We start from the raw sequence: 20,918 nt of genomic DNA, 5'->3' as shown, positions 1-20,918 counted from the left end.
TGGACGACTATCGGGACTGGCGGGCGCGTTCCAGGTAGGTGACCAGGTCGCGCATACGGTCGACGGGCCAGGGCAGGCTGCGGCCGATCTCCTCGCTGTTCTCCTGCCACATGCGCTGCGCCGCGGCCTTGGTCTGCTCGCCGCCGGCGCCGGCGCCGTGGAACCGGCTCCCCACCGCGTCCCAGCGCCCGACCAGGGCCTGCACCCTGGGGTCGGTCACGGGGGCGCCGTCCTGTACGTGCCGCAGGAGCTCCTCGACGAGTCCGCTCCACTCGGTCTTGGCCGCCTCGACGGCTTCCGGGCCGAGTTCGGTCCTGCGCTGGGCCAGCTGCTCCTGCTGCTCTGTGGTGAATGAGTTCTCGAACACGGCGATCATCTCCAAGGTAGTCATGAACCGGTCTGGATCGGGCATCGAGCCGCTGTCGATCTGTCCCAGCAGCCCGCGAATCTGGCGCGTGAGCTGCTCGATGTGGGCGGCGTGTTCCTCCAGCCCGCGCAACTGGGCGGTCAGAAGGCCGCGCATGGCCGCGAGGTCGTCCGTGGAGTCGGCGAGCACGCTCGCGATCTCCTCCAGCGACAACCCGAGCGCCCTCAGGGCACGCACCCGGTACAGCCGCCGCAGATCGCGCTCGGTGTAGCGACGGTGCTCCGACGCGGTACGTTCACTCGCGCGCAACAGGCCGATCTCGTCGTAGTGCCGCAGCGTGCGCACGGTAACCCCGCTCGCCTGCGCCACCTCACCGATACTCCACCGGCGCCCCGCATCGTCTCTCCCGATCACACCCACAACGCTAGGACCTCCCGCTACGGCGGGTTCAAGCCCTCAGAACAACCCATCCCAGACGAGCCCGGACGGCGCAGCGGCCATGAGCGCATCCAGGCGAAGTCCATGGACGTCCGACCCATCGGCGTAGCTCATGCGAGATGGTCGAACTCACCGGCCTTGGCACCGAACAGCCACGCGAGCCACTCCGCGGGATTGAAAACAAGAGTCTCCATGGACGGTAAAGAACGCACCGCTACATGGCCATCAACGAACGCGACCGACAGGCGAACGCGGCCCTCATCACGGGGAACATCATCCAGCCACGTCGCACGCCCCAAATCAAGATCACCGGGTGCGGGCTTCGCTACGTCTCCGATTGGTACGGACAAGGAAGACGGCGGATCATAGAAGCCCCTCTGAGCGTGCGCCAGAAATAATCGCCAGACGTCCGGGGCCGCCAGCAGTCGCGTACCAGAGGGGTTCTTGGAATCGCGTAAGGCGATCCCCGCCGGAGTCGGCTTCATCTGCACACACTGCTGACCACTGCCTGTCCGGCTACTGGTGATCCAGCCTTGGTCGTCGGTCATCACATCGCCTTTCGCACATTCTTGATCAGGCTCAGGGACTCCTCAGGATCCAGAGACGCGCGACACGCGGCATCAGCAGCCTTGCGATAGCGGGCGACGTCGCCGGGTGCCTCAACGAAGATATCTCCGAACAGTCCCTCCTGGTGAGCGACGGACGGGCCCTCATCGTCAGGAAAGTCAAGGATGGTGAATTCACCGTCCAGGCCGGTATGACCCCCCACGCCGAACGGGATCACATGGATGGTGATCGCTGGATGATCACACAGTTCGATCAGGCGATCAAGCTGGGCGAGGGCGACCGATTCTCCACCGACGTGCCGCCGCAGAATGGCTTCATCGAGGATCACGGTGATCGCTGGGACCTTGTCGCGGCTCAGGAGTAGCTGACGTGTTATCCGCGCCTCAGCGCGTCGTCGTACCTCCTCCGTTGAACCATCCAGCAAGGTCGCTGCGATCAGTGCGTGTGCGTATTCAGGCGTCTGCAGTAGTCCGGGTATGTTGTGCGCCACGAAAGTGATCGCCGATGCGTCATCTTCGAGCACGAAGTACGAACCGCTTGCGTACATGACGGCAGGCCGTTCGCCCTCCCTCGTCAGCCACTACCTCGCCTTAGTCTCGACAACATCGACGCCAACGAGATCGGAACTCTTGAACGGGGCCGGGGCCTGTTCACCGTCGTCACCCTCTCCCGAGGAGACTGCGGCGTGCGTCGGCTACACACCCGCAGCGCTCATCCTCGCTCCGGAAAAGCCGTCTGGTTCGCCTTGCCCGTCTGATCGCCTCGCTGGATCACATGGTGCGGACATAGGGGATCTTCGTTCCCTGACGCACCTGTCCAGTGCCGGGTGATCCCGGTCGTCGCGAGTTCCGGAAGACGGTCGACGATGACTCGCCGCACTCTCCTTAGCGTCTCGTATGGCTGGTCATCGTCATGTTCGTCGCACTCCCGCGCGCGCCGGGGAGCGCGAGGGGCCGGCAGGCCCCTCGCCGGGGGTTCGGGGGCTTGCCCCCGAAGAGACACAGCCCGAGCACGCGTGCGCGAAGCGCGTCTACTGCTCGGACCATGCCGTGACGTATGACGGCCAGCACTGCGTGGGCGTATTAATGGTGCTGCGATTTCACCAGGTTGGTGGAGAACGCAGATCTCGGGCCCAATCCGAATGCGGGGGCGCTGCGAATGACGAGCGTGTGTGAAGCCCGTAGCCGATTGGGGAAAGGAACAATGTGAAAGCGAAACCGCTTGCGATGATCGCGGCGCTCCTCGCTGTGTTCGCCGCCATCTTAGTGATGGTCTCGGCGGCTCAGGCCGAGACCATCACCCCCACCACGCCGTATCCGAATGTCCCGGCCAACGCGGAAGTCTGCAAGCTGGAGCAGAACGCGGTGGACACGGCCCAGGTGGAGTACGACTTCAGCGCCGACGAGTACGCGGACGGGGTGAAGCTGGAGGCGACACAGACGATCTCTGCCGAAGAACTGCACAAGCTCCGCATCGCGATGGACCAGGCCGGGATCGTCCTGAACAACGCCAAGTACGAGCTGGCGAAATGCCAGAACACGGCCGCGAATCCCGCGGACAAGGAGTGCGTCGGCCTGGCTTTGGAGCTCAACCGGCTCATCGACGAACTGGCCTGGCGCAAAGATCTCGAAGCTCAGCGCGAGAGCGACATGAAATCCAAGGAGAAGCTCGCCGGCCGCGGTGAGTTTTATCGGAAGGTCTACAAGACGGCGATAAAGGACTGGAAGCTGGCGAAGCTCGCCCGAGTCGCGGTCGAGCTGAAAATCGAGATCCAGAAGGCGGCGATCGCGCAGAAGAACTGCAAGAACGTCGACCGTCCGGCGCCCAAGCCCACGGACAAGCAGACGATCCCGCCCGTGCCGGAAAGCCCCGCACCGGTGTCCCCCACTCCGCCCGAGCCGACCGCGACTGCCACGAGCGACCTGATCCACTGACGTGACAGCCGAGCGAGGGGCTGTGAGCCCCTCGCTTTGGGGTTCGGTAAGCGGGTCAGGAGGTGGGGGTTTCGCGGACGGTGGTTTGGACTTCGCCTACCGGGACTTCGCGGACGGCCTGGGCCTGGACGGGCTGGAAGGCGAAGCCGCCGGCGCCGCCCGTTACGGGCCAGACGGTGGTGACGGTCAGGGTGTAGGCGTCGCGCGACTGGTCGGCGGAGGCACGCAAGTAGCGGACGCCGCAGGTGAAGGTGCCGCCCTTCACGTAGGGGTGGCCCGTGGGACCGCAGTTCTCCCTGACCTCGGCCCGCCCGGCCGTCGTCCCCGAATCGATCTGAACGTCGGTGAGGGTGGCGGTGACGGTGGCTGACATGACGCCGGGGAGTTCGGCCGTCACCGAGCGGGTGGTGGCGCCGATGCCCGTCAGCCACACCCACGTCGGCAGGTTCACGTAGCTCTTGACGTCCGGGCTGAGCTCGATCTTCGGCTCGGGCACGGTCAGCGCGGCCCTGGCGAGGTCGTAGAGCTCCTGAAGGGTGATACCGCCGGGCGGTGTGCCGCCCTCGGGCACCCACACCGCGCCCGGCAGCCCGGTGGCGCACGCCAGGCCGTCGGGGTCGGCGGCGTTGTACGCGGGGGCCCACCACCGGCCGTCCTGCCCGACCTTGTCCTTGTACTGCTTGAGGAACTGGTCGAAATCCTTGTCGGTGCCGGTCGGGTGGGTGTGGAACCAGTCCTCCCGGACGTCCTGCTGCCGGTTCAGCATGTCGTCGGCCTTGTCGCCGGGCTCGTACCAGCAGGGACGCTTGACGCGGTACCCGTCGCTCTTGGCGCCGAGGCCGTTGCCGCTCAGCACGATCTTGGAGTCGCGCAGCACCACCCCGCTCGTGCGGCCGTCCTGGAACCCCTCCCCGCGCGGGCCTCCGGGGTCGATGGCCGGCGCGGCCGTCAGCGAGGCGGCCAGGACGAACGGCAGCAGCGATCTCATCGGCGGCACTCCTTCGCACGCTCATGGGGGTAGGAGGCGTGCAGGTAGGTCCTGACCCGCCACGCCCCGTCGTCGCCCTTGCGCACGGCCGCGACCTGGAGGTACACCGAGGTGGGCCGCTGGGTCCATGCGGGCTGGCCGTCGATCGGCCGGCCGCTGTCGACCTCCGTCACCCGGACCCCGGACTCGTCGACGCAGGCGTCCACCTCGGCCCCCCGGCCGGTGGCCGAGGCCACCCGGACCGCGTACACCTTGGCGGTCCCCGTGGCCGACTCGCGCCGGTTCACGAAGCCGCGCACCCACGCGTAGGAGTCGCGGCCGGCCTGGTCCTCGACGCCGTCGAGGTAGCCGCTGTCCTTGCCCTGGCTGACGACGGCCTTCCAGGATTCCACGTAGCCGTCGGTGAACGCCCTGACCATGGGCTGCTGGGCGGCGTCGAGCCCGGCGGGCCATTCGATCGACACGGTCATGCCGGGCGCGACCTCGACCATCTCGACACCGGGCGTCGACATGGCTCCTGGGGCCTCGAGCGAGCCGGGGGTTGCCGGGGCGCCGGACGCTGCGGACCCGCCGTCGCCCGCCGGGGTGAACGTGTGCTCCGCGCCGGTGGCCGAGCAGCCCGTGCCCAGCAGCGCGACGGCGGCCAGGGCCGCCCGCATCCGCATGCCGCCGACGGTAACCACGGGCCGGGAGATCGGACCACCTTTATGCGGGTATCGGTATGACTCGCGGGAATTTTCCCGGCCCACGCGACCCATCCCTTTCACTGCCGCCGCCACCTTTCCCTCTTCTCGAAACCTTCTCGACACCGTCCGGCAGACCACACCGTCCGCCGGGCCATAGGACCCCACCGGCCGCCGGACCACGTCCCTCACCACCTCATGCCGACGGCATGGAGTGCAGCCGCCAGCTCGGCAGGAGCTCGTCGATGAGCGCCTCGGTCTCCGGGGCCATCCCCCCGCCGTACGGGTGGGAGGAGGCCCGCCGGTGCAGCCCGTCCACGACCGCCCGCAGCTTGAGCGGGTCGGCGGTCGCGTGCGCGGCCCTGAGCAGGTCGCGCCACAGGCCCTCGTCGTCGGCGGTGAGCAGCAGCCCGGCCCGTACCGCCGCCACGGCCGCCTCGGCGTCGCCGTGCGCCAGCCGCACCTCGCACAGCCGGTGGGCCGCGTCGGCCACGCTCGCCGCCACCTCGTACTCCAGCTCGTCGGCCGCCAGCCAGGCGTAGCGCCCGCGCGGCCTGCCGTTGAGCAGCGGGCCGCGTACCAGCCCCAGCGCCTTGTCCAACAGCACGGCCCGCGCGCCCGGGTCGTTGTGCGAGCGCCGGACTAGCTCGCGGAACAGTTGCCAGTCGGAACGCACCTCGGGCCCGAGCCGCAGCCGGCCGGTGTCGTCGGTGCGCAGGTTGGGCCTGCCCTCGCTGTCGGTGCCGAGCCACTCGGCCACCCGGGCGATGGTGGCGTCCCGTACGACGGCCTGCACCCCGCGCGGCCACAGGATCCCGCCGAGCACCACGGGATGCACGCCGGCCAGGTGGGTGGCGAGGTAGACGACCAGCTCGCAGGCCAGCTCGGCCCGGCCCTCCTCCAGCGGCGGCACCGGCCCGATCTCGATCGGGCCGAGGATCCGCACGTTGATCGAGGGGGACGTGGTGAACTCGTGGGGCCCCTCGTCCTCGCGCACGGGCTCGCCCTCGCGGCGCCCGGCCGTGTGGAACAGCTCGATCACGGCGTCGTAGTGCCGCCGGGGCAGGAGCTGGGCCGCGACGCTGACGCCGAGTGCCTCCACCCGCGCCTTGCCCTCTTCGGTGATCTCCCAGGTCCAGGTAGCGTGCGGCATGTCGCCGGCGATGACGTACCCGGTGGCGGTGCGGGCGCCCGTACGGCCGAGTCTCGCCAGGCGGGCGGCCTCCTCGGCGTCCGGCCCGATCGCGGACAGCAGGAAGTGCGGGGGCCAGACGGGGTCGGCGGCCCGGCCGTGGACGCGGCCGGTCAGCACCTGCGCGCCCGCGGCGGCGATCTCCTCCGCCCTGGCCTCCAGCTCGGGCAGGGCTTCGGCGATGCTGCCCACGACCCGCACGCGGTGCGGGGCGATGGTGGCGAGGTCGACGCCGAAGCCGACCAGCGTGATCCGCATCTGGTCCGACCACCGGTTGGTCGCCAGCTCGACCGCGAGGGCGGCGAGCGCGTCGCGCACGCGGTGCCCGGTGATGGCGATCACGCCGTGCGCCGCCTCCATGTCGATCAGCACGCGCCCGGATTCGGTGACGCCGAGCGACACCAGGCCGGGGTACGGGGCGGGCACGTCGGCCAGGGCGTGCTCGTCGATGCCCCGGCCCTCGTGGGCGAGCAGGCGCCACGTGCGCCCGCCGTCGTGCGACTCCCAGGGCTCAGGGGCCTCCTGCTCCGGCGGGTGGATCCACAGGTCCAGCCCGCGCGCCGAAAGGTGAACGGCGTAGATCGTCGGGGGTACGCGGCCCTGCTCGGCCAGGAGCTTGCCGAGCAGGCGCAGGCCGTTGTCCAGCATGCGGCTGCCGGGGGCGTCGGAGCCCAGCCGCAACGCGACCTCGGCGCCGGCGGCGTCGCCCCGCGGCCGGGGGATGCGGTGGCCGAACGCGCGGTGCCACAGCTGCTCGCGCCGGCGCCGCCCGAGCGCGGCCAGCAGCCCGGCCGCCGCCAGCGACCCGCCCGCGAGGTAGTCGACGAGGTCGAGGCCGCCGCCCTGGTCCTGCTTGTCCTGCCGCTGCGGCGCCCCGAGCCTTTCCGGCCGCTCGGCGCGGTCGGCCTTCTGCGGCTTCTCCTCGGCCGTGCCCTGCGGGGAGGCGGTGACGGCCGGCTTGGCCGAGACGGACGGGACCTTCGGCACGGCGGGCAGGTGGTAGGTGCGCTGGGAGGGCACGGGCGGCGGCAGCACGATGCTGGTGCCGTCCCGGTCCGCCTCCGGCCGCTGGGTGGCCTCGGGCCGCCCCTGACCTTGATCCCGGCCAAGACCCTGGTCCCGCCCACCGGGCGTCCGCTCGGCCGGCCCCTGCTTGCCGAGGTCGTGCGTGCCGCCCGGCCGGGTCACGTCGGCGGTGCCGGAGGGCATGAACTGCGTGCGGCCGTCCAGCTCGGCGGGCTTGCCCGGGTAGTGCTTGAGTATGGTCTCCCGCCGCTCGTCGACCGGGACGACGTGGACGTTCCGCGCGTCGTCCGGCATGTCGAGCACCCAGCCGGGCCTGATCAGGTCGGCCATCTGCAGGCGGGTGCCGTCGGGCTGGGCCTTGTGCTGGTTCAGCCGGTAGATCTCCGGATAGCGCCGCCCGTCCCCGAGGCACTTGTCGGCGATCTCCCACAGGCTCTCGTGGTGCCGCCCGTGCGGGGGCTGGACCACGTACACCTTCTTGACCTGGCGGACGACGTCGAGCGAGCCCTGGTCGTCGATGACGGGCGTGGTCAGGGCCGCGGCCACGACCGAGGGCCGGGCGGGCGGCGGGCTGGTGGCGATGCCGGCGATGGGGATCGCCACGGCGGACACCGTGAACAGCGTCAGCGCGGCCGAGACCAGCCGGTTGGCCAGCGCCTGCGTGCCGCCGGACAGCGGGACGCGGACGGGCATGCCGATCCTGCGGATCCCGGAGTACACCTCGACGATCACGCAGACGACGAGCTGGGCCCAGGTGAGCCAGACCAGGAGCACCAGGATGGCGACGGCCGTGGTCGTGCTGATCTGCCGGGTGAGCAGGTCGCCGTTGAGCAGGGCCTCGGGCAGCGGGGGGCCGGCGAGGCGGAGGAGCGCGTACGGGACGCCGCCCATGAGCGCGGCCAGCGCGATGAGCGCCGCGATGCCGATGATCACATCGCCGAACGTCCGCCGCGGCCGGATGCGCCGGGGCGCCGCGGGGGTGACGCCGGACGGGCGCGTCGGTGGTCTGCGTGGGGTCATCCCTCTCCCTCCCTCATCTCGGTGCCGGTCACGGCTGCTGGCCGCCGGGGTCGGGGCCGGCGGTCGCGACGCCGGACATGGCGGCTCCGGAGAACCCGAGCGCGGACAGGAAGACCGCGTCCCAGTGGGCGCTCACCGCGACGGTCACGTCCGCCTGCCCGGCGCCGGTCTGGCAGCGGACGAGCTTGACGTCGGCGTCGTCGTGGGCCTGCACGATCTGCCTGGCCCGGCCGCAGACCGCGCCCTCGTCGCCGAGCAGGCGCACCTGGCCGGTGAGCCGCAGGTTCTCGACGTCGATCTGGTCGGCGGCGGCCCGTGCGGCCTGTTCGGCGATGTCGGCGGCCCGCAGCCGGGCGTTGATGGCCGCGCCGCCGTCGACCAGGAGGCCGGCCAGCATGAAGACCACCACAGAGAAGATCACCACAAATACCGACATCGAGCCTTGATCTTCCCGGGCCCCCCTCGTCCCGCGATGCTTCCGGGCCCTCCTCATCCCCCGCACTTCCCGGGCCCTCGTCATTCGACCCTCCGGAACTGCTCCAGGGGGACGACCGAGGTGCCCTTCATCTGCTTCAGCGTCCCGAAGCCGAGGAAGTCGAGCTTCAGGTCGCAGGTCACGCTGGCCCGTACCGTGCCGCCCTCCTTCCACTCGCTGCCCGCCAGGCTGACCTTGGGACCGCACTGGTCGTCCAGCGCGGACGCGGCGGCGTCCTTGGCGGCGGTCTCGGCGCTCGCGAGCGTGCGTTGCACCGAGGCGGCGCGGGCGGCGTCCCTGGCGGCCCCGTTGACCTCGCCCTGCGCCTCGACGACCCGGCCCGCCCCGACCAGGAACATCAGGAACAGCAGCAGGACGGGCGCCAGCATGACGGTCTCGACCGCCATCGAACCCGTGTCACGCGCCCCCGGACGGTGCCGCTTGGTCACGGCTTCCCGCCGGTACCGCCACCACCCCCGCCGAAGTTGGTCTGGATCTCGGCCTGTTTCTGGGTGACCAGGGTCTTGATCAGAGTGGCCAGGCCGAGGGCCACCCCGGCGATGATCGCGGTTATGATCACCCACTCGACGGCGGAGGCTCCGCGCGAGGGGGCGGTCCTGGCACGGTCGATCCGCACGTGGAGTACGGCGACCAGGTAGGTGAGCCACGCAGGTGTGAACATCTAGGACCCCAACATCTTCATCGCTGCCGGAAAACTGAGAAAGATCACGAAACCCGCGCAGAGCAGGAGCTGGGCGACCAGCATGGACTGGGAGCGCTCGCCGGCCTGGCCCTCGACCTCGGCCAGCTCGCGCCGCCGCATCGTGGCCGCCCGTGCGGTGAGCGAGGCGCGGACCTTGGCACCGTCGTCGGCGACCAGCCCCAGCGCGGCGGACAGGTCGCGCAGCTCGTCGACGTTGATCTCGTCGCCGAGCTGGCCGAGCGCCTGCCAGGGGGTGATGCCGACGATCCTGGCGTTGGACAGGGCCTCGCGGATGCGGGCCATCGCCCAGTTGGACGCGCTGCCGCCGTCGCCGACCGACACCGCCATGAGCAGCGCCTCCGGGACGCCACGGCCGCCGGCGAGGTTCATCGCGACCAGGTCGAGGAACGCGCCCACGGCGTGGCGGAAGTCGCGCCTGCGCACGGCGGCGTCCCTGCGGATCTGCAGGTCGGGCAGGAAGAAGAAGATCAGCGCGACGACCAGCGCCGACCACAGCGGCACCTGGAGCGAGACGCCCCACCCCATCAGCAGCAGCCACCCGAGAAGGATCGGGAACGCGAGCAGCCCGGACACCGCGAGCAGCATCTTGGTCGCGAGGTACCCCTCGAAGGACCGGCCGACCAGGGCCAGGTCGGCGCGGGTGGAGCGGACCTCCCACCCGCGCGCGGCGTAGAACCGGGCGAGCCGCACGCCGACACCGCGCCGGAAGGCGCTGACGTCCTCGTCGGGGCTGATCAGCCGGATCCGCAGCGCGTCGTCGCCCTGGCGGGCGGAGTCCAGGGCCAGCAGGCGGGCGACCAGGCCGGGCCTCGGCGGGAACAGCGCCCTGAACAGCAGAAACAGTCCCAGCCCGACCGCGGCTCCGGCGAAGACGTTCTCAACCATGGGCACCTCCTGGCACCAGCTCGCGCTCAAGCGGCGCGGTGGACGCCGGGCCGAGCAGGCGGGCGGGCTTGTCGAACCGGGCCAGCCGCCGCATCCAGGCGAACCCGGCGCCGAACAGCCCGGCGACCACGACGAGCACCGCCTGGCCGAGCAGCGAGTCGTACTCCTCCACGTAGGAGGGGTTGAAGACGACCAGCAGCGCGGCGAACGCCACGGCGGTGCCGACCACGATCTGGACGCTGCGGCGCGTCGACCGCCGCTCGGCCTCGACGCGGCGGCGCATGTCGAGCTCCTCCCGCGCCGACACCGCGAGCGCGCCGAGCACCTCGCGCAGGCCGGGCCCGCGCAGCTTGCCGTTCAGGATGAGCGCGGCGATCACCAGGTCGGCGGACGGGTCGTCCAGCTCGTCGGCGAACATCCGCAGCGCGTCGGCGAGCGGCATGCGGGTGTGCAGCCGGTCGACCAGCGCGCGGAGGTGGGGGCGGAGCATCGGCGCCGCGGCCCTGATCGACGACGGGATCGCCTGTTCGAGGCCGGCCGCGCCGGCGATGGTGTCGCGCAGGGACTCGGTCCAGGCGGCCAGCCCTTCGAGCCGGCTCATGGAGCCACGCTCCTCGGCCGCGCCGCCGGTCAGGCCGCGCCAGGCCAGGACGAGCAGGACGGCGCCGGCCGCCATCACCGGCCAGCCGGTGACGACGAGCACCACGCCTCCGGTGATGGTCGCGACCGCCGACCGGGTGGACAGCCGGCGCAGGACCTCGCGCCGCCTGGCGCCCCGGTCGGGGGTGGCCGGCCCGGCGCGCAGCCCGTACAGGGCCAGGCCGAACAGGAACAGGCCGCCGCCGGTCACCGCGCCCGCGAGGATCGCGAGGGGGTCGAACAGCCCGGCGGGGAGCGGGATCATGACCAGGCTCCCATCGTCGGGTCGTAGCCGTGCTGGGCCAGGTCGTCGATGCAGGCGATCGGGGCGTGCGGCACGGCGTGGCCGTCGGGTCCCGAGGCGAAGATCTCCGACGACAGCACCCGCCCGTCGACCCCGGCCACCTCGCGGACGCTGGCGATGTACCGGCGCAGCCGCCCGCCCTGGTGGTAGTCGTTGCGCTTCTCGATGAAGACCACGAAGTCGATGGCGCCGGCGATGAGCATGTGGGTGGCCTCGATCGGCAACCGCTCGCGCGCCTGCAGCGCGTAGGTGGCGATGCGGTTGAACACCTCCATCGAGGAGTTGGCGTGGATCGTCGACAGCGACCCGTCGTTGCCCTGGGTCATGGCGTTCAGCATCGTGACGATCTCGTCGCCCAGCACCTCGCCGACGATGACGCGGCTCGGGTTCATGCGCAGCGAGCGCCGCACCAGCTCGGCCATGGTGATCTCGCCCTGGCCCTCGGAGTTGGGCAGGCGGTGCTCGAACGCCACCACGTTGGGGTGCAGCTCGGAGAACTGGTCGAGCCCCAGCTCCAGGGCGCGCTCGACGGTGATCAGCCGCTCGTGGGCCGGGATCTCGTTGGCCAGGGCGCGCAGCAGGGTCGTCTTCCCGGCGTTGGTCGACCCGGCGATCATGATGTTCTTCCTGGCCGCGACGGCGGCGGACAGGAAGCGGCCGATCTCGGGGGTGAGGGTGCCGTTGCCCACCAGGTCGCTGAGGAACACCTTGCCGAGGCGGGCCCTGCGGATGGACACCGCCGGGCGCACGGTGACGTCCATGACCGCCGAGAGGCGCGAGCCGTCGGGGAGCCGCAGGTCGAGCTGCGGGTTGGCGGTGTCGAACGCGCGGCTGGACAGGCCGCTGTAGGCGGCGAGGATCTGGATGAGCTCGACCAGTTCCTCGTCGGTCTCGGCCACCGGGTCGTGAATGAGCTCCTGGCCGTCGGCGTAACCGACGAACACGCGGTCGCAGCCGTTGACGTCGATGTTCTCGACCTCGGGGTCGTCAAGCAGCGGTTGCAGCCGGCCCACGCCGAACAGCGCGGCGTGGATGCCCGCCGCCAGGCCCTCCTCCTCCTCGGCGGTAGGGGGCGTGCGGCCCGAGCCGATCTCGCTGCGCGCGTGCTCCTCCAGCACCTGGGAGATCAGCGCCCGCGCGAACTGGCGCTCGTCCTCGCCGGACATGGGGGTCAGGCCACTGGCCTGGTCGAGGCGCCGCTGGTGGGCGAGCCGGTCGCCGACCTCCTGCCGGAACCGCTTCACCAGGGTGTGGTCGATGCTCATTCGGATCGCTCCGCCCGCGTCTCCTGCGAGCGTGCCGGGCCGCGCGAGATGCCGCCCGTGCCACGGGCGAGGCCGCCCTGGCCCCGGGTGAGCCCGGTCTTGGCGACGCCCGCCGGGGGCGTGCCGCCGTCCGGACGCGCCTCGGGCCGCGCGGGCGTACGGCCCGGCGCGACGCGCGCGGCCAGGCGGCCGGCCAGCTCGCGTGCCGTGCGGATGAGCAGGGAGCGGTCCAGGCGGCCTCCCCACTGGCCCCTGAGCAGCTCGGCGCCCTTCGGGTCGTAGGCCATGCCCGCCACGAAGGCGACCTCTCTGGCGGTCGCGGCGACGATGCGGCGCACCTCGTCGATGGAACCCCGGTAGGACCGGGGGTCGGAGATCACGACCACGCCGACCTGCCCGGAGATCAGCATGAGCCGTTCGCGGAGGTGGGCCACGTGGTCGAGGCTCGGGCGGGTGAACAGCAGCGTGAGCTCGGCCTCGGCGATCAGCTCGCCCATCTGCGGGTGGGCGCCGAGCCTGCCGCAGTCGGCGAGCACGTCGGCGCCCGGCAGCGCGGCGAGCGCCCGGCCGAGCGGACCCCACAGCCAGGTCAGGCCGGTGGCCTGCTCGCCGTTGGTCAGGCCGGTGAGCACGTCGAGGCCGCCGACGAGCTTCTGGGTGTGCTCGTGGACCTGCTCGGGACGCAGCCCGCGCCGGGCCGTCGCCCCGAGGCTGAGCAGCCCCCGCCCGGGGTTGAGCACGCCGCCGTCCACGGCGGGCAGCCGGTACGCCAGGTCGCCTCCGGAGGGGTCGCATTCGGCGAGCAGCACCGGCCTCGGCCACACGGCGCCGAGGGCCGTCGCGGCGGTGGTCACGCCGGGCGCCCCCTTGTCGGCGGCGAGCGCGATGAGTGCCACGTCAGCCGGCTCCGGACAGCTTGCCCAGGGCGATCTCACCACTCGACGAGTACATGGCGATCGCCGGGGAGACGGTGGCGTCGACGATGATCGACACCAGGCCCGAGCTGCTCCCCTCGCTGGTGCCGACGCTGTCGACCAGCGCGGTCGGGGCGAGCACCTTGCCCTGCGCCGTGCCCCTGCCCGAGCCCGGGACGTACAGCACCTGGACCTGGTCGCCCCGCTGGAGGCCGAGGGGCACCTGGCCGGCCTTGAGCGCGAGGCCGAGGGTGACCTTGCCGGGGCCGAGCTGGTCACTGGCCCGGCTGACCATCTGCTCGGTGAGCAGGGTGCCGGGCAGCAGAGTGACCCGGGCGAAGGTCGCGGCGACCTGCTGGCGGGCGGACCAGGAGACGTACCCGACGCCGGTGTCGGCGATCTGGACCTCCTGCATCGCCTCGGGGAGCACCGGCTGGCCGGGCCCGATCTGCTGGACGATCTGGATGGCGGACACGCGGTCGCCGCTGCGGATGACCAGCAGGGTGGTGGCGAGGGCGCCGCCGAGTACCAGGAGCAGCGCGAGGGCGGCCAGGGCGGGCTTGCGCTCGCGGGGCGGCACGGGGAGCTTGCGGGAGGCCGGTCCGGACAGCGCGCCCGGCGTCCCCGGGCGCTCCGAGTTCACGGGCCCGCGGGTGTCGCGGTCCGATTTCTCGCTGATCCTCATGAGTGGGGGGCTCCCGAATCAGGGACCGGGCCGACACCCTCACCATGCGCTGATACCGGTCAGCGGCGGGGCCGACCGAGATGAACCGCATGACCACGGTGCGGGACGGCATGGTCACGGATATGTAGGACGGAGGTCGTGAAGTTATCTTCCGGAATTCTCATGCCATTGCGTGCAGCTTGCACCAAGCGCGGGGATGGAAACCGGACCCATGCTTATCCACTATCGATTAACTGTCAACGGGAGCGTCAAGAATCACGCCTGCCCCGTGACATCGCCCACAGCGAAATTTCCGTTGATATTCCCTTTTGTATCGACCGTAACCTCAGCCTCACTTACCACTCTGGTTTCCCCGCCGGCCGCCATCCCAACCATGCGCCGCGCAAGGATCGTCCCCGGATTCGGCCGCGCCCCTCCGGCGGGCGCGCGAGCGGGCGGGACGCCGGACGGGATCGGGCGCGAGGCCCGGCGGGGACGGGGGATCGGGCGGGCCGATCGGGGGATGGGGCGGGGATCGGGAAGCCGGGCGGCGAGTTGTCCACAGCGTTGTCCACAGGCACAGCGCGTTATCTCCGGCCGAACTTTCGCGTGATTTGTAACGAAATATCCGTTTTAAGAGTGGAAATCCGTCACGGCATCAGCCGGTTATCCACAGGACAGGAGGTTATCCACAGTCGCCGCCCACAGTCGGCCGGGAGGAAGCTCCGAGCTTACGCCAATTCGCCGCGAAGGCCGTCCACCGGGCTGTCCCGCTGTATCGGTCTTTTAGCCTGAGAACCCACGAAACAAGCACGGATGTGCTGAAAAGCGGATAAGCGGGAAGGATAGCTACGTCCCCCCCAGACAAACACATAGTCCGGCCCGGTACCCGGGCGCGGAGCTCTTGAGAAGGAGGGGGTCATGAACAGAATCCTGGCGTCCGGCGTCGGGCTGGCCACAACCGTCCTGCTGGTAGGCGCGTGCGGCGGGGCCGGCAAGCCCGCGACCAGCTACAGCAGGGCGGCGGTCAACGCCACGGAGTCCCCGTCCAGCACGGACTCCTCCTACCCCGAACCCTCCGGCACCGTCACCGACTCCATGGCCCCGGGCGCCTCCCCGTCGGTCACCGACTCCACGATGGCCACCCCCATCCCGACACCCGAGCACGCGAAGATCAAGCTCGCCGACTCGACGTACGGCAAGATCCTGGTTGCCGAGAACGACCGGACGCTGTACATCTTCGAGAAGGACACCGAGAACACCTCCAACTGCTACGACACCTGCGCGGTCACCTGGCCGCCGTTCGTCACGATGGACAAGCCCCAGGCCGGCACCGACGTGAAGGACGCGCTTCTCGGGACCACGACCCGCAAGCAGGGTGAGAAGCAGGTCACGTACAACAAGCACCCGCTCTACTACTACAGCGGCGACACCAAGCCCGGCGACTACAACGGTCAGGGCAAGAGCGATTCCGGCGGCAAGTGGTACGTCGTCAACGCCGACGGCAAGAAAGTGGAGTAGGGCAACGGGCACCCGCGGGTCTGGTTGACGTAAACCTCCGGACCGGGCGAACTCCCGTCGCTACGTTGATGCGGGAGCCGGACCCGGAGGAGACGCCGCATGCGGATCATGCTTACCGTGGTCTCAGAGCACGGCCATCGAGACGTCGTCGTCGATGGTGACGAGGAGACCACGGTCGCGGCCCTCGCCGTCGCGCTGAAGGGCGCACCGGCGGAGAACCGCGGCAACGTCGTGCGGCTGACGCGCGCCCGCGCGCCGTACGGCCTCGGCGGGCAGTCACGCCCGCGCGGGCGAGAGGTGCCGTCGCTGTGGGTGGACGGCCGGCGGCTCGACCCGGACGCGCCCATGGTCGCGGCCCTGCGGGACGGCGACCTGGTGGCGCTCGACCAGCGGTCGGCGGTGTCGACGCTCCTGGCCGAGCCCGGCGGCGCCATCGAGATCCGGGTGGTCGGCGGGCCGGGCGCGGGCGCGGTGCACCGGCTCGGCCTCGGCGTGCACGTCATCGGGTCCGACACCGCGTGCGCGGTGTCCATCGCCGATCCACAGCTCGCCACAGAGGCGGCCGAGGTGCGCGTCACACCGGACGAGGTGCTGGTCAGATCCGTCTTACCCCCCGGCAGGGCACCGGCGAAGCCCTCGCGCAGGGCACGGCGCAAGGCGAAGCGGCGGGCGCGGGGCAAGGCGGCCGGCCGGGCCGTGACGGGCGCCGCCGAGAAGGCCGAGGTCATCGGCGCACTGGCGAGCGGCGCGACGCACACCGTGCCGAGGCTGGCGGGCGAACCGGTCGCCGCCCCCCGCCGCTGGCCGGACGGCAGCCCCCTCACCTGCGGGAACTCGGTCCTGCTTCTGAAGGCCACCGAGCCCCCCGACGCCCACCTGGACGTCCTGCCCGAAGGGGGCCTGGCCTACAACCGGCCGCCCCGGCTGCGTCCCGCCGAGCGCCGCAAGCGGTTCGAGGTGCCGGCCGAACCCGGCAGGGGCGAGGGCGTGCGGCTGCAGTTGCTCGCCGCGTGCCTCCCCGCCGTCCTCGGGCTGACCATGGCCGCGGTGTTCCAGATCTGGTACTACCTGCTGATTGCCCTGATGACGCCCCTGATCATGATCGGGCAGTGGATCAGCGACCGGCGGCACGGCCGCAGGCAGTACCGGCAGGCCGTCAAGGCGTACAAGGAACGCCTGGTGACCTTCGAGGCCGCGCTGGAGACGGCCAGGGCCGTGAACGAGCTCGAACGCCGCGCCGCCTCCCCCGACCCCGCCGAGCTGCTGCTGACCGCCACCGGCCCCCGGCGGCGGCTGTGGGAGCGCAGGAGCCACGACCCCGACGCGCTGCGCCTGCGCATCGGGCTGGCCGACCTCCCCGCGGAGATCGACTTCGTGCCCGAGCGCGGCGCGTCCCCCGACACCGCCCTGCCCGAGCCGCCGCTGTCGGGGGCCGTCCCGGTCTCGCTGGCGATGCGGCGGCTCGGCGTGGCCGGCATGACCGGGCCGCGAGAGGTCACCCTCGGGCTCGCCCGGTCGCTGGTCGGCACCGCCGTCACCCTGCACAGCCCGCGCGACCTCGCCGTCGTCGTGCTCTCCGCCAACGCCGACGGCGCCGCGCAGTGGGGCTGGGCGCGCTGGCTGCCGCACTGCGCGCCCCGCGACGCCTCGTGCGTCGCGCTGGTCGGCGCCGACCCCGAGGCCGCGGCCCAGCGGGTGGCGGAGCTGGCCACGCTGATCGGCGAGCGGCTCGGCGACGACGAAGGGCACCCCCTCGGCTCGCTCCCGTCGATGAAGGGATGGGGACGCTCCTTCCAGCCCGACGAGGAACCCCTGTTCGCGGCCTACGACGACCGCCCGTACGACGTGCTGGTCATCCTCGACGGCGCCCAAGTGCTGCGCGCCCTGCCCGGAATGCCCCAGGTGCTCCGCCAGGGCCCGCGCGCCGGCGTCTACACGATCGCCATCGACGAGGACCAGCGCCTGCTCCCCGAGGAGTGCGCGACCGTCGTCGACTGCGGCGCCGAGGGGTTCGTACGGCTGCGCGGCGGCGGGCTGGACGCGCTCGGCGAGATCCTCGCCGACCAGGTCTCGCCCGCGTGGTGCGACCGCCTGGCACGGTCGCTCGCGCCCCTGCGCGACGTGAGCAGGGACGACGCGGCGGCCGCGCTCCCCGGCTCGGTGCGCCTGCTCGACCTGCTGGAACTGGTCCCGACCGGCCGCACGATCGCGGCGCGGTGGCGCTCGGGAGGCCGGACGACCCGTGTGCCGATCGGCGTCGGGCCCGACGGGCCGTTCAGCGTGGACCTGCGCACGGACGGCCCGCACGCGCTGGTCGCGGGGACGACGGGCGCGGGTAAGTCGGAGCTGCTCCAGACCCTGATCTGCTCCCTGGCCGTGGCCAACCGGCCGGACGAGATGACGTTCGTGCTCATCGACTACAAGGGCGGCGCCGCGTTCAAGGAGTGCGTGCGGCTGCCGCACACCGTCGGCATGGTCAGCGACCTGGACGAGCATTTGACCCAGCGGGCTCTCGCCTCCCTGGCGGCCGAGATCCGCCGCAGGGAGCGGCTGCTGCTCGCGACCGGGGCCAAGGACATCGAGGACTACCTGGAGCTCAGGGACCGCCTGAACGACGGCTCCGCGTCCCTGGGCACGCTGGGCGGCCCGGCCACCCTCGGCGGATCGGCCACGCTGGGCGGTCCGGCCACGCTGGGCGGTTCGGGGTCGCCGGGCGGGGCCGCGACCTTGGGCGGTCCTGCCACCTTGGGCGGGCCGGGGTCTGGTGGGTCGGGATCTGGCGGGTCGGGGTCGTCCGGTGGGTCGGGGTCGTTCGGCGGTCCCTCCGGCGGGCCCGGGTCGTCGGGCGGGTCCGGGTCGTCGGGCGGGTCGTCGGGGCTGGCGTCCCGGGGCTCGGGTGCCGCTCTCGGAGGCTCTGGCGCTCTCGGGCGCTCGGGTTCTCTTGGGGGCCTGGGTGCCTATGGAGGCCCGGGTGCTCATGCAGGCTCCGCGTCGACAGGGGGCAGGGCCGGGGGGCTCGGCTCCAGGCAGGCGGTCCCGGCGTCCGCGCCCCTGCCCCGCCTCCTGCTGATCATCGACGAGTTCGCCGCCATGGTGGCCGAACTGCCCGACTTCGTGGACGGCCTGGTCGACATCGCCCGGCGCGGACGCTCGCTCGGCATCCACCTCGTCCTCGCCACCCAGCGGCCCGGCGGCGTGGTGACCGCCGACATCCAGGCCAACACCTCCCTGCGCATCGCGCTGCGCGTCACCGAGCCCGCCGAGTCGGCCGACGTCATCTCCGGCCCCGAGGCCGCGCACATCTCCAAGTCCACCCCGGGCCGCTGCTACGTACGGTCGGGCGTCGGTGCGGCGCAGGCCGTCCAGACCGCCAGGGTCGGCGGACGGGTGCCGGAGGCCGCGCGCCGGAGCGCCGGGCCCAAGGTCGTCGAGGTCGGCTGGCGCGACCTCGGGCACCCGCTGCGCCTGGGATCGGCGCCCGGCGGGACGATGGGCGCCGCCGGCGGAGGCGCGAGCGACCTCGCCGTCCTCGTGGACGCCGTCGTGGACGCCGCCCGCATGGCCGGCGTCCCGGAGCAGCCGAGCCCGTGGCTCCCCCCGCTCCCCGAGCTGACGCTGCTGGAGGAGTCGGAGTACGGCGGGGACGAGGTGCCGCCGCTGCCGTTCGGCCTCACCGACCTGCCGTGGGCCCAGGACCGCCGCCCGCTCGTCCTCGACCCCGCGCACGGCGGCCACCTGCTGATCGCCGGCACGGCGCGCACCGGCAGGTCGACGGCCCTGCGTACCCTGGCCGGCTCCATCGCCACGCACGCCTCCCCCGAGGACGTGCACCTGCACGCCATCGACTGCGGCTCCGGCGCCCTCTTGCCGCTGGTCGCGCTCCCGCACTGCGGCGCGGTCGTCACGCGCGACCAGCTCGACCGGGTCGAACGCCTGCTCACCCGGCTACGGGCGGAGGTCGGGCGCAGGCAGCAGCTTTTGGCCGAGGCCGGGTACGCCTCCCTGGCCGAGGCCAGGGCCGTGACCGCGTACGGCGGGACGGGCGACACGACGCTGCGCATGCCGTGGCTCGTGCTGATGCTCGACCGCTGGGAGGGGTTCGCCGCCGCGTTCGAGGGCTACGACTACGGGCGGCTGCTCGACTCGCTCATGCAGTTGCTCCGCGAGGGGCCGGCGGTCGGGCTGCGCGCCGTGGTGACCGCCGACCGGTCCGGCCTGCTCGGCCAGATCTCGACGCTGTTCGAGGACCGGCTGATCATGCGGCTGGCCGATCCGTCGGACTACGGCCTGGCGGGGATCCCGCCCCGGAGCCTCCCGTCGTCCATGCCGCCGGGACGGGTGATCTCCGTCGGCGAGCAGGGGGTCGTGGAGAGCCAGATCGCGCTGCTGTGCGACGACCCGTCCGGGCCCGCCCAGGTGGCCGCCCTCCAGGCGCTCGCGCGCACGGCGGCGGCGCGCCACCCCGGGCCCGGTTCGCTGCTGAAGGTGGACGCGCTGCCGATGCGCATCACCTCCACGCAGGCCCTGGAGCTCGCCCCCGCCTTCAAGCCACCGTCGCCGCTGTGGGCGCTGCTCGGCGCGGGCGGCGACTCCCTGACCCCGCTGGGCGTCGACCTGCTGGCGCAGGGGCCCGCGGCGGTGATCGCGGGGCCGTCGCGGTCCGGGCGGTCCTCGGCGCTGCTCACGGCCGCCCGTTCGCTGCTCGCCCAGGACACCCCGGTCGCCGTGGTGGCGCCGCGCCGCAGCCCGCTGCGGGAACTGACCGGCGAGCCCGGCGTGCTGGCGGTCCTCGGCGGGGACGGCGAGGCCGGGGACCTGCCGGGGGCGCTCGGCGGCCACGAGCGGTACGTCGTCATCGTCGACGACGCCGAACTGGTGTCCCCCGACTCACCCCTCGGCCTGGCCCTGGAGGGCACGCTGCGCAGCGGCCGGGACGGCGAGCACGGCCTGCTGATCGCGGGGACCACCGGTGACCTCGCCACCGCCTACCGCGGCTTCGTGGCCGAGGCGCGCAAGGCACGCACGGGACTACTCCTGTCTGTGCAGAGCCCCGCGGACGGCGACCTGTTCAACGTCCGCCTCCCCCGCGGCGCCGTAGGCGGCCCCCCCGGCCGCGGCCTCCTCGTCATCTCCGGCACCCCCACCCCCATCCAAACCGCCCTAACCCCCTAACCCACCAACCGCCCAACCCACCGCCCAACCCTGACCACCCGAACAACCCACCGCCCAACCACCCTGACCACCCAAACCACTTGCCGACGCCACCGACCACCCCGCTCCCCTCCCCTGGCCCCACCGTCGTGCTCCCAGGT

General features: G+C 72.1%; 17 protein-coding genes. 3 read left to right on the top strand and 14 right to left on the bottom strand.

Going from position 1 to position 20,918, the window contains the following annotated elements:
- Positions 1–7: 7 nt before the first annotated feature.
- The 3 genes from NYZ98_RS05630 to NYZ98_RS05620 form a co-directional block, all read right to left on the bottom strand.
- A complete protein-coding gene (locus tag NYZ98_RS05630) occupies positions 8–736 on the bottom strand; it encodes a MerR family transcriptional regulator (protein ID WP_262841410.1) in 729 nt (242 codons plus the stop codon).
- 179 nt (positions 737–915) lie between these two features.
- Complete coding sequence (locus tag NYZ98_RS05625) at positions 916–1,353, bottom strand: DUF397 domain-containing protein (protein ID WP_262841408.1); 438 nt, start codon at positions 1,351–1,353, stop codon at positions 916–918.
- Entirely contained in the window at positions 1,353–1,919 is a 567-nt protein-coding gene (locus NYZ98_RS05620; RefSeq protein ID WP_262841407.1) for a DUF5753 domain-containing protein, read from the bottom strand. Before NYZ98_RS05620 ends, NYZ98_RS05625 begins: the two co-directional genes overlap by 1 nt.
- Before the next feature lie 658 nt (positions 1,920–2,577).
- Here NYZ98_RS05620 and NYZ98_RS05615 point away from each other — a divergent pair.
- Positions 2,578–3,306: a hypothetical protein gene (locus NYZ98_RS05615; RefSeq protein ID WP_262841406.1), complete on the top strand. Its 729-nt coding sequence runs from the start codon at positions 2,578–2,580 to the stop codon at positions 3,304–3,306.
- A 55-nt stretch (positions 3,307–3,361) separates the two neighbouring features.
- Here the strand turns inward: NYZ98_RS05615 and NYZ98_RS05610 are convergent, their stop codons facing one another.
- From NYZ98_RS05610 to NYZ98_RS05560, 11 genes are all read right to left on the bottom strand, one after another.
- On the bottom strand, positions 3,362–4,294 hold the full coding sequence (locus NYZ98_RS05610) for a hypothetical protein (protein WP_262841405.1): 933 nt from the start codon (positions 4,292–4,294) through the stop codon (positions 3,362–3,364).
- Positions 4,291–4,959, bottom strand: coding sequence for a hypothetical protein (locus NYZ98_RS05605; protein ID WP_262841404.1), 669 nt, complete (start codon positions 4,957–4,959; stop codon positions 4,291–4,293). The genes NYZ98_RS05610 and NYZ98_RS05605 overlap by 4 nt, the downstream gene beginning before the upstream one ends.
- Positions 4,960–5,173: 214 nt before the next feature.
- A complete protein-coding gene (locus tag NYZ98_RS05600; RefSeq protein WP_262841403.1) occupies positions 5,174–8,215 on the bottom strand; it encodes a bacterial transcriptional activator domain-containing protein in 3,042 nt (1,013 codons plus the stop codon).
- A 28-nt stretch (positions 8,216–8,243) separates the two neighbouring features.
- The gene (locus NYZ98_RS05595) at positions 8,244–8,651 is read right to left on the bottom strand and encodes a pilus assembly protein TadG-related protein (RefSeq protein ID WP_262841402.1); all 408 of its coding nucleotides are present in this window, start codon (positions 8,649–8,651) and stop codon (positions 8,244–8,246) included.
- Between the two features lie 80 nt (positions 8,652–8,731).
- The gene (locus NYZ98_RS05590; protein ID WP_262841401.1) at positions 8,732–9,097 is read right to left on the bottom strand and encodes a TadE/TadG family type IV pilus assembly protein; all 366 of its coding nucleotides are present in this window, start codon (positions 9,095–9,097) and stop codon (positions 8,732–8,734) included.
- A gap of 38 nt (positions 9,098–9,135) precedes the next feature.
- On the bottom strand, positions 9,136–9,372 hold the full coding sequence (locus NYZ98_RS05585) for a hypothetical protein (RefSeq protein WP_262841400.1): 237 nt from the start codon (positions 9,370–9,372) through the stop codon (positions 9,136–9,138).
- Positions 9,373–10,299: a type II secretion system F family protein gene (locus NYZ98_RS05580; protein ID WP_262841399.1), complete on the bottom strand. Its 927-nt coding sequence runs from the start codon at positions 10,297–10,299 to the stop codon at positions 9,373–9,375.
- On the bottom strand, positions 10,292–11,203 hold the full coding sequence (locus NYZ98_RS05575; RefSeq protein ID WP_262841398.1) for a type II secretion system F family protein: 912 nt from the start codon (positions 11,201–11,203) through the stop codon (positions 10,292–10,294). Before NYZ98_RS05575 ends, NYZ98_RS05580 begins: the two co-directional genes overlap by 8 nt.
- Complete coding sequence (locus tag NYZ98_RS05570) at positions 11,200–12,507, bottom strand: CpaF family protein (protein WP_262841397.1); 1,308 nt, start codon at positions 12,505–12,507, stop codon at positions 11,200–11,202. Before NYZ98_RS05570 ends, NYZ98_RS05575 begins: the two co-directional genes overlap by 4 nt.
- Positions 12,504–13,403 carry a hypothetical protein gene (locus NYZ98_RS05565; protein WP_262841396.1) on the bottom strand — a complete coding sequence of 300 codons (900 nt, stop codon included), beginning with the start codon at positions 13,401–13,403 and terminating at the stop codon, positions 12,504–12,506. The genes NYZ98_RS05570 and NYZ98_RS05565 overlap by 4 nt, the downstream gene beginning before the upstream one ends.
- A 1-nt stretch (position 13,404) precedes the next feature.
- Positions 13,405–14,106, bottom strand: a complete 702-nt coding sequence (locus NYZ98_RS05560) for a hypothetical protein (protein ID WP_262841395.1) — start codon at positions 14,104–14,106, stop codon at positions 13,405–13,407.
- 900 nt (positions 14,107–15,006) lie between these two features.
- Between NYZ98_RS05560 and NYZ98_RS05555 the strand changes: the two genes are divergently transcribed.
- Together NYZ98_RS05555 and NYZ98_RS05550 are read left to right on the top strand one after the other, a co-directional pair.
- Complete coding sequence (locus tag NYZ98_RS05555; RefSeq protein WP_262841394.1) at positions 15,007–15,606, top strand: COG4315 family predicted lipoprotein; 600 nt, start codon at positions 15,007–15,009, stop codon at positions 15,604–15,606.
- Between the two features lie 99 nt (positions 15,607–15,705).
- Positions 15,706–20,778, top strand: a complete 5,073-nt coding sequence (locus NYZ98_RS05550) for an FtsK/SpoIIIE domain-containing protein (protein WP_262841393.1) — start codon at positions 15,706–15,708, stop codon at positions 20,776–20,778.
- The last annotated feature ends 140 nt before the right edge of the window (positions 20,779–20,918 follow it).

This window comes from Sphaerisporangium corydalis, assembly GCF_025506355.1.
GTDB classification, from domain to species: Bacteria; Actinomycetota; Actinomycetes; order Streptosporangiales; family Streptosporangiaceae; genus Sphaerisporangium; species Sphaerisporangium corydalis.
Note: the sequence above shows the minus strand (reverse complement) of the source record. Positions and strands in the feature narration are given on the sequence as shown.

What these genes read in the sequence shown, in the direction of transcription:
- NYZ98_RS05625 (WP_262841408.1), bottom strand. Translation starts at nt 1,353, where the DNA reads ATGACCGACGACCAAGGCTGGATCACCAGTAGCCGGACAGGCAGTGGT.
- NYZ98_RS05620 (WP_262841407.1), bottom strand. Translation starts at nt 1,919, where the DNA reads ATGTACGCAAGCGGTTCGTACTTCGTGCTCGAAGATGACGCATCGGCG.
- NYZ98_RS05610 (WP_262841405.1), bottom strand. Translation starts at nt 4,294, where the DNA reads ATGAGATCGCTGCTGCCGTTCGTCCTGGCCGCCTCGCTGACGGCCGCG.
- NYZ98_RS05605 (WP_262841404.1), bottom strand. Translation starts at nt 4,959, where the DNA reads ATGCGGATGCGGGCGGCCCTGGCCGCCGTCGCGCTGCTGGGCACGGGC.
- NYZ98_RS05600 (WP_262841403.1), bottom strand. Translation starts at nt 8,215, where the DNA reads ATGACCCCACGCAGACCACCGACGCGCCCGTCCGGCGTCACCCCCGCG.
- NYZ98_RS05595 (WP_262841402.1), bottom strand. Translation starts at nt 8,651, where the DNA reads ATGTCGGTATTTGTGGTGATCTTCTCTGTGGTGGTCTTCATGCTGGCC.
- NYZ98_RS05590 (WP_262841401.1), bottom strand. Translation starts at nt 9,097, where the DNA reads ATGGCGGTCGAGACCGTCATGCTGGCGCCCGTCCTGCTGCTGTTCCTG.
- NYZ98_RS05585 (WP_262841400.1), bottom strand. Translation starts at nt 9,372, where the DNA reads ATGTTCACACCTGCGTGGCTCACCTACCTGGTCGCCGTACTCCACGTG.
- NYZ98_RS05580 (WP_262841399.1), bottom strand. Translation starts at nt 10,299, where the DNA reads ATGGTTGAGAACGTCTTCGCCGGAGCCGCGGTCGGGCTGGGACTGTTT.
- NYZ98_RS05575 (WP_262841398.1), bottom strand. Translation starts at nt 11,203, where the DNA reads ATGATCCCGCTCCCCGCCGGGCTGTTCGACCCCCTCGCGATCCTCGCG.
- NYZ98_RS05570 (WP_262841397.1), bottom strand. Translation starts at nt 12,507, where the DNA reads ATGAGCATCGACCACACCCTGGTGAAGCGGTTCCGGCAGGAGGTCGGC.
- NYZ98_RS05560 (WP_262841395.1), bottom strand. Translation starts at nt 14,106, where the DNA reads ATGAGGATCAGCGAGAAATCGGACCGCGACACCCGCGGGCCCGTGAAC.
- NYZ98_RS05555 (WP_262841394.1), top strand. Translation starts at nt 15,007, where the DNA reads ATGAACAGAATCCTGGCGTCCGGCGTCGGGCTGGCCACAACCGTCCTG.
- NYZ98_RS05550 (WP_262841393.1), top strand. Translation starts at nt 15,706, where the DNA reads ATGCGGATCATGCTTACCGTGGTCTCAGAGCACGGCCATCGAGACGTC.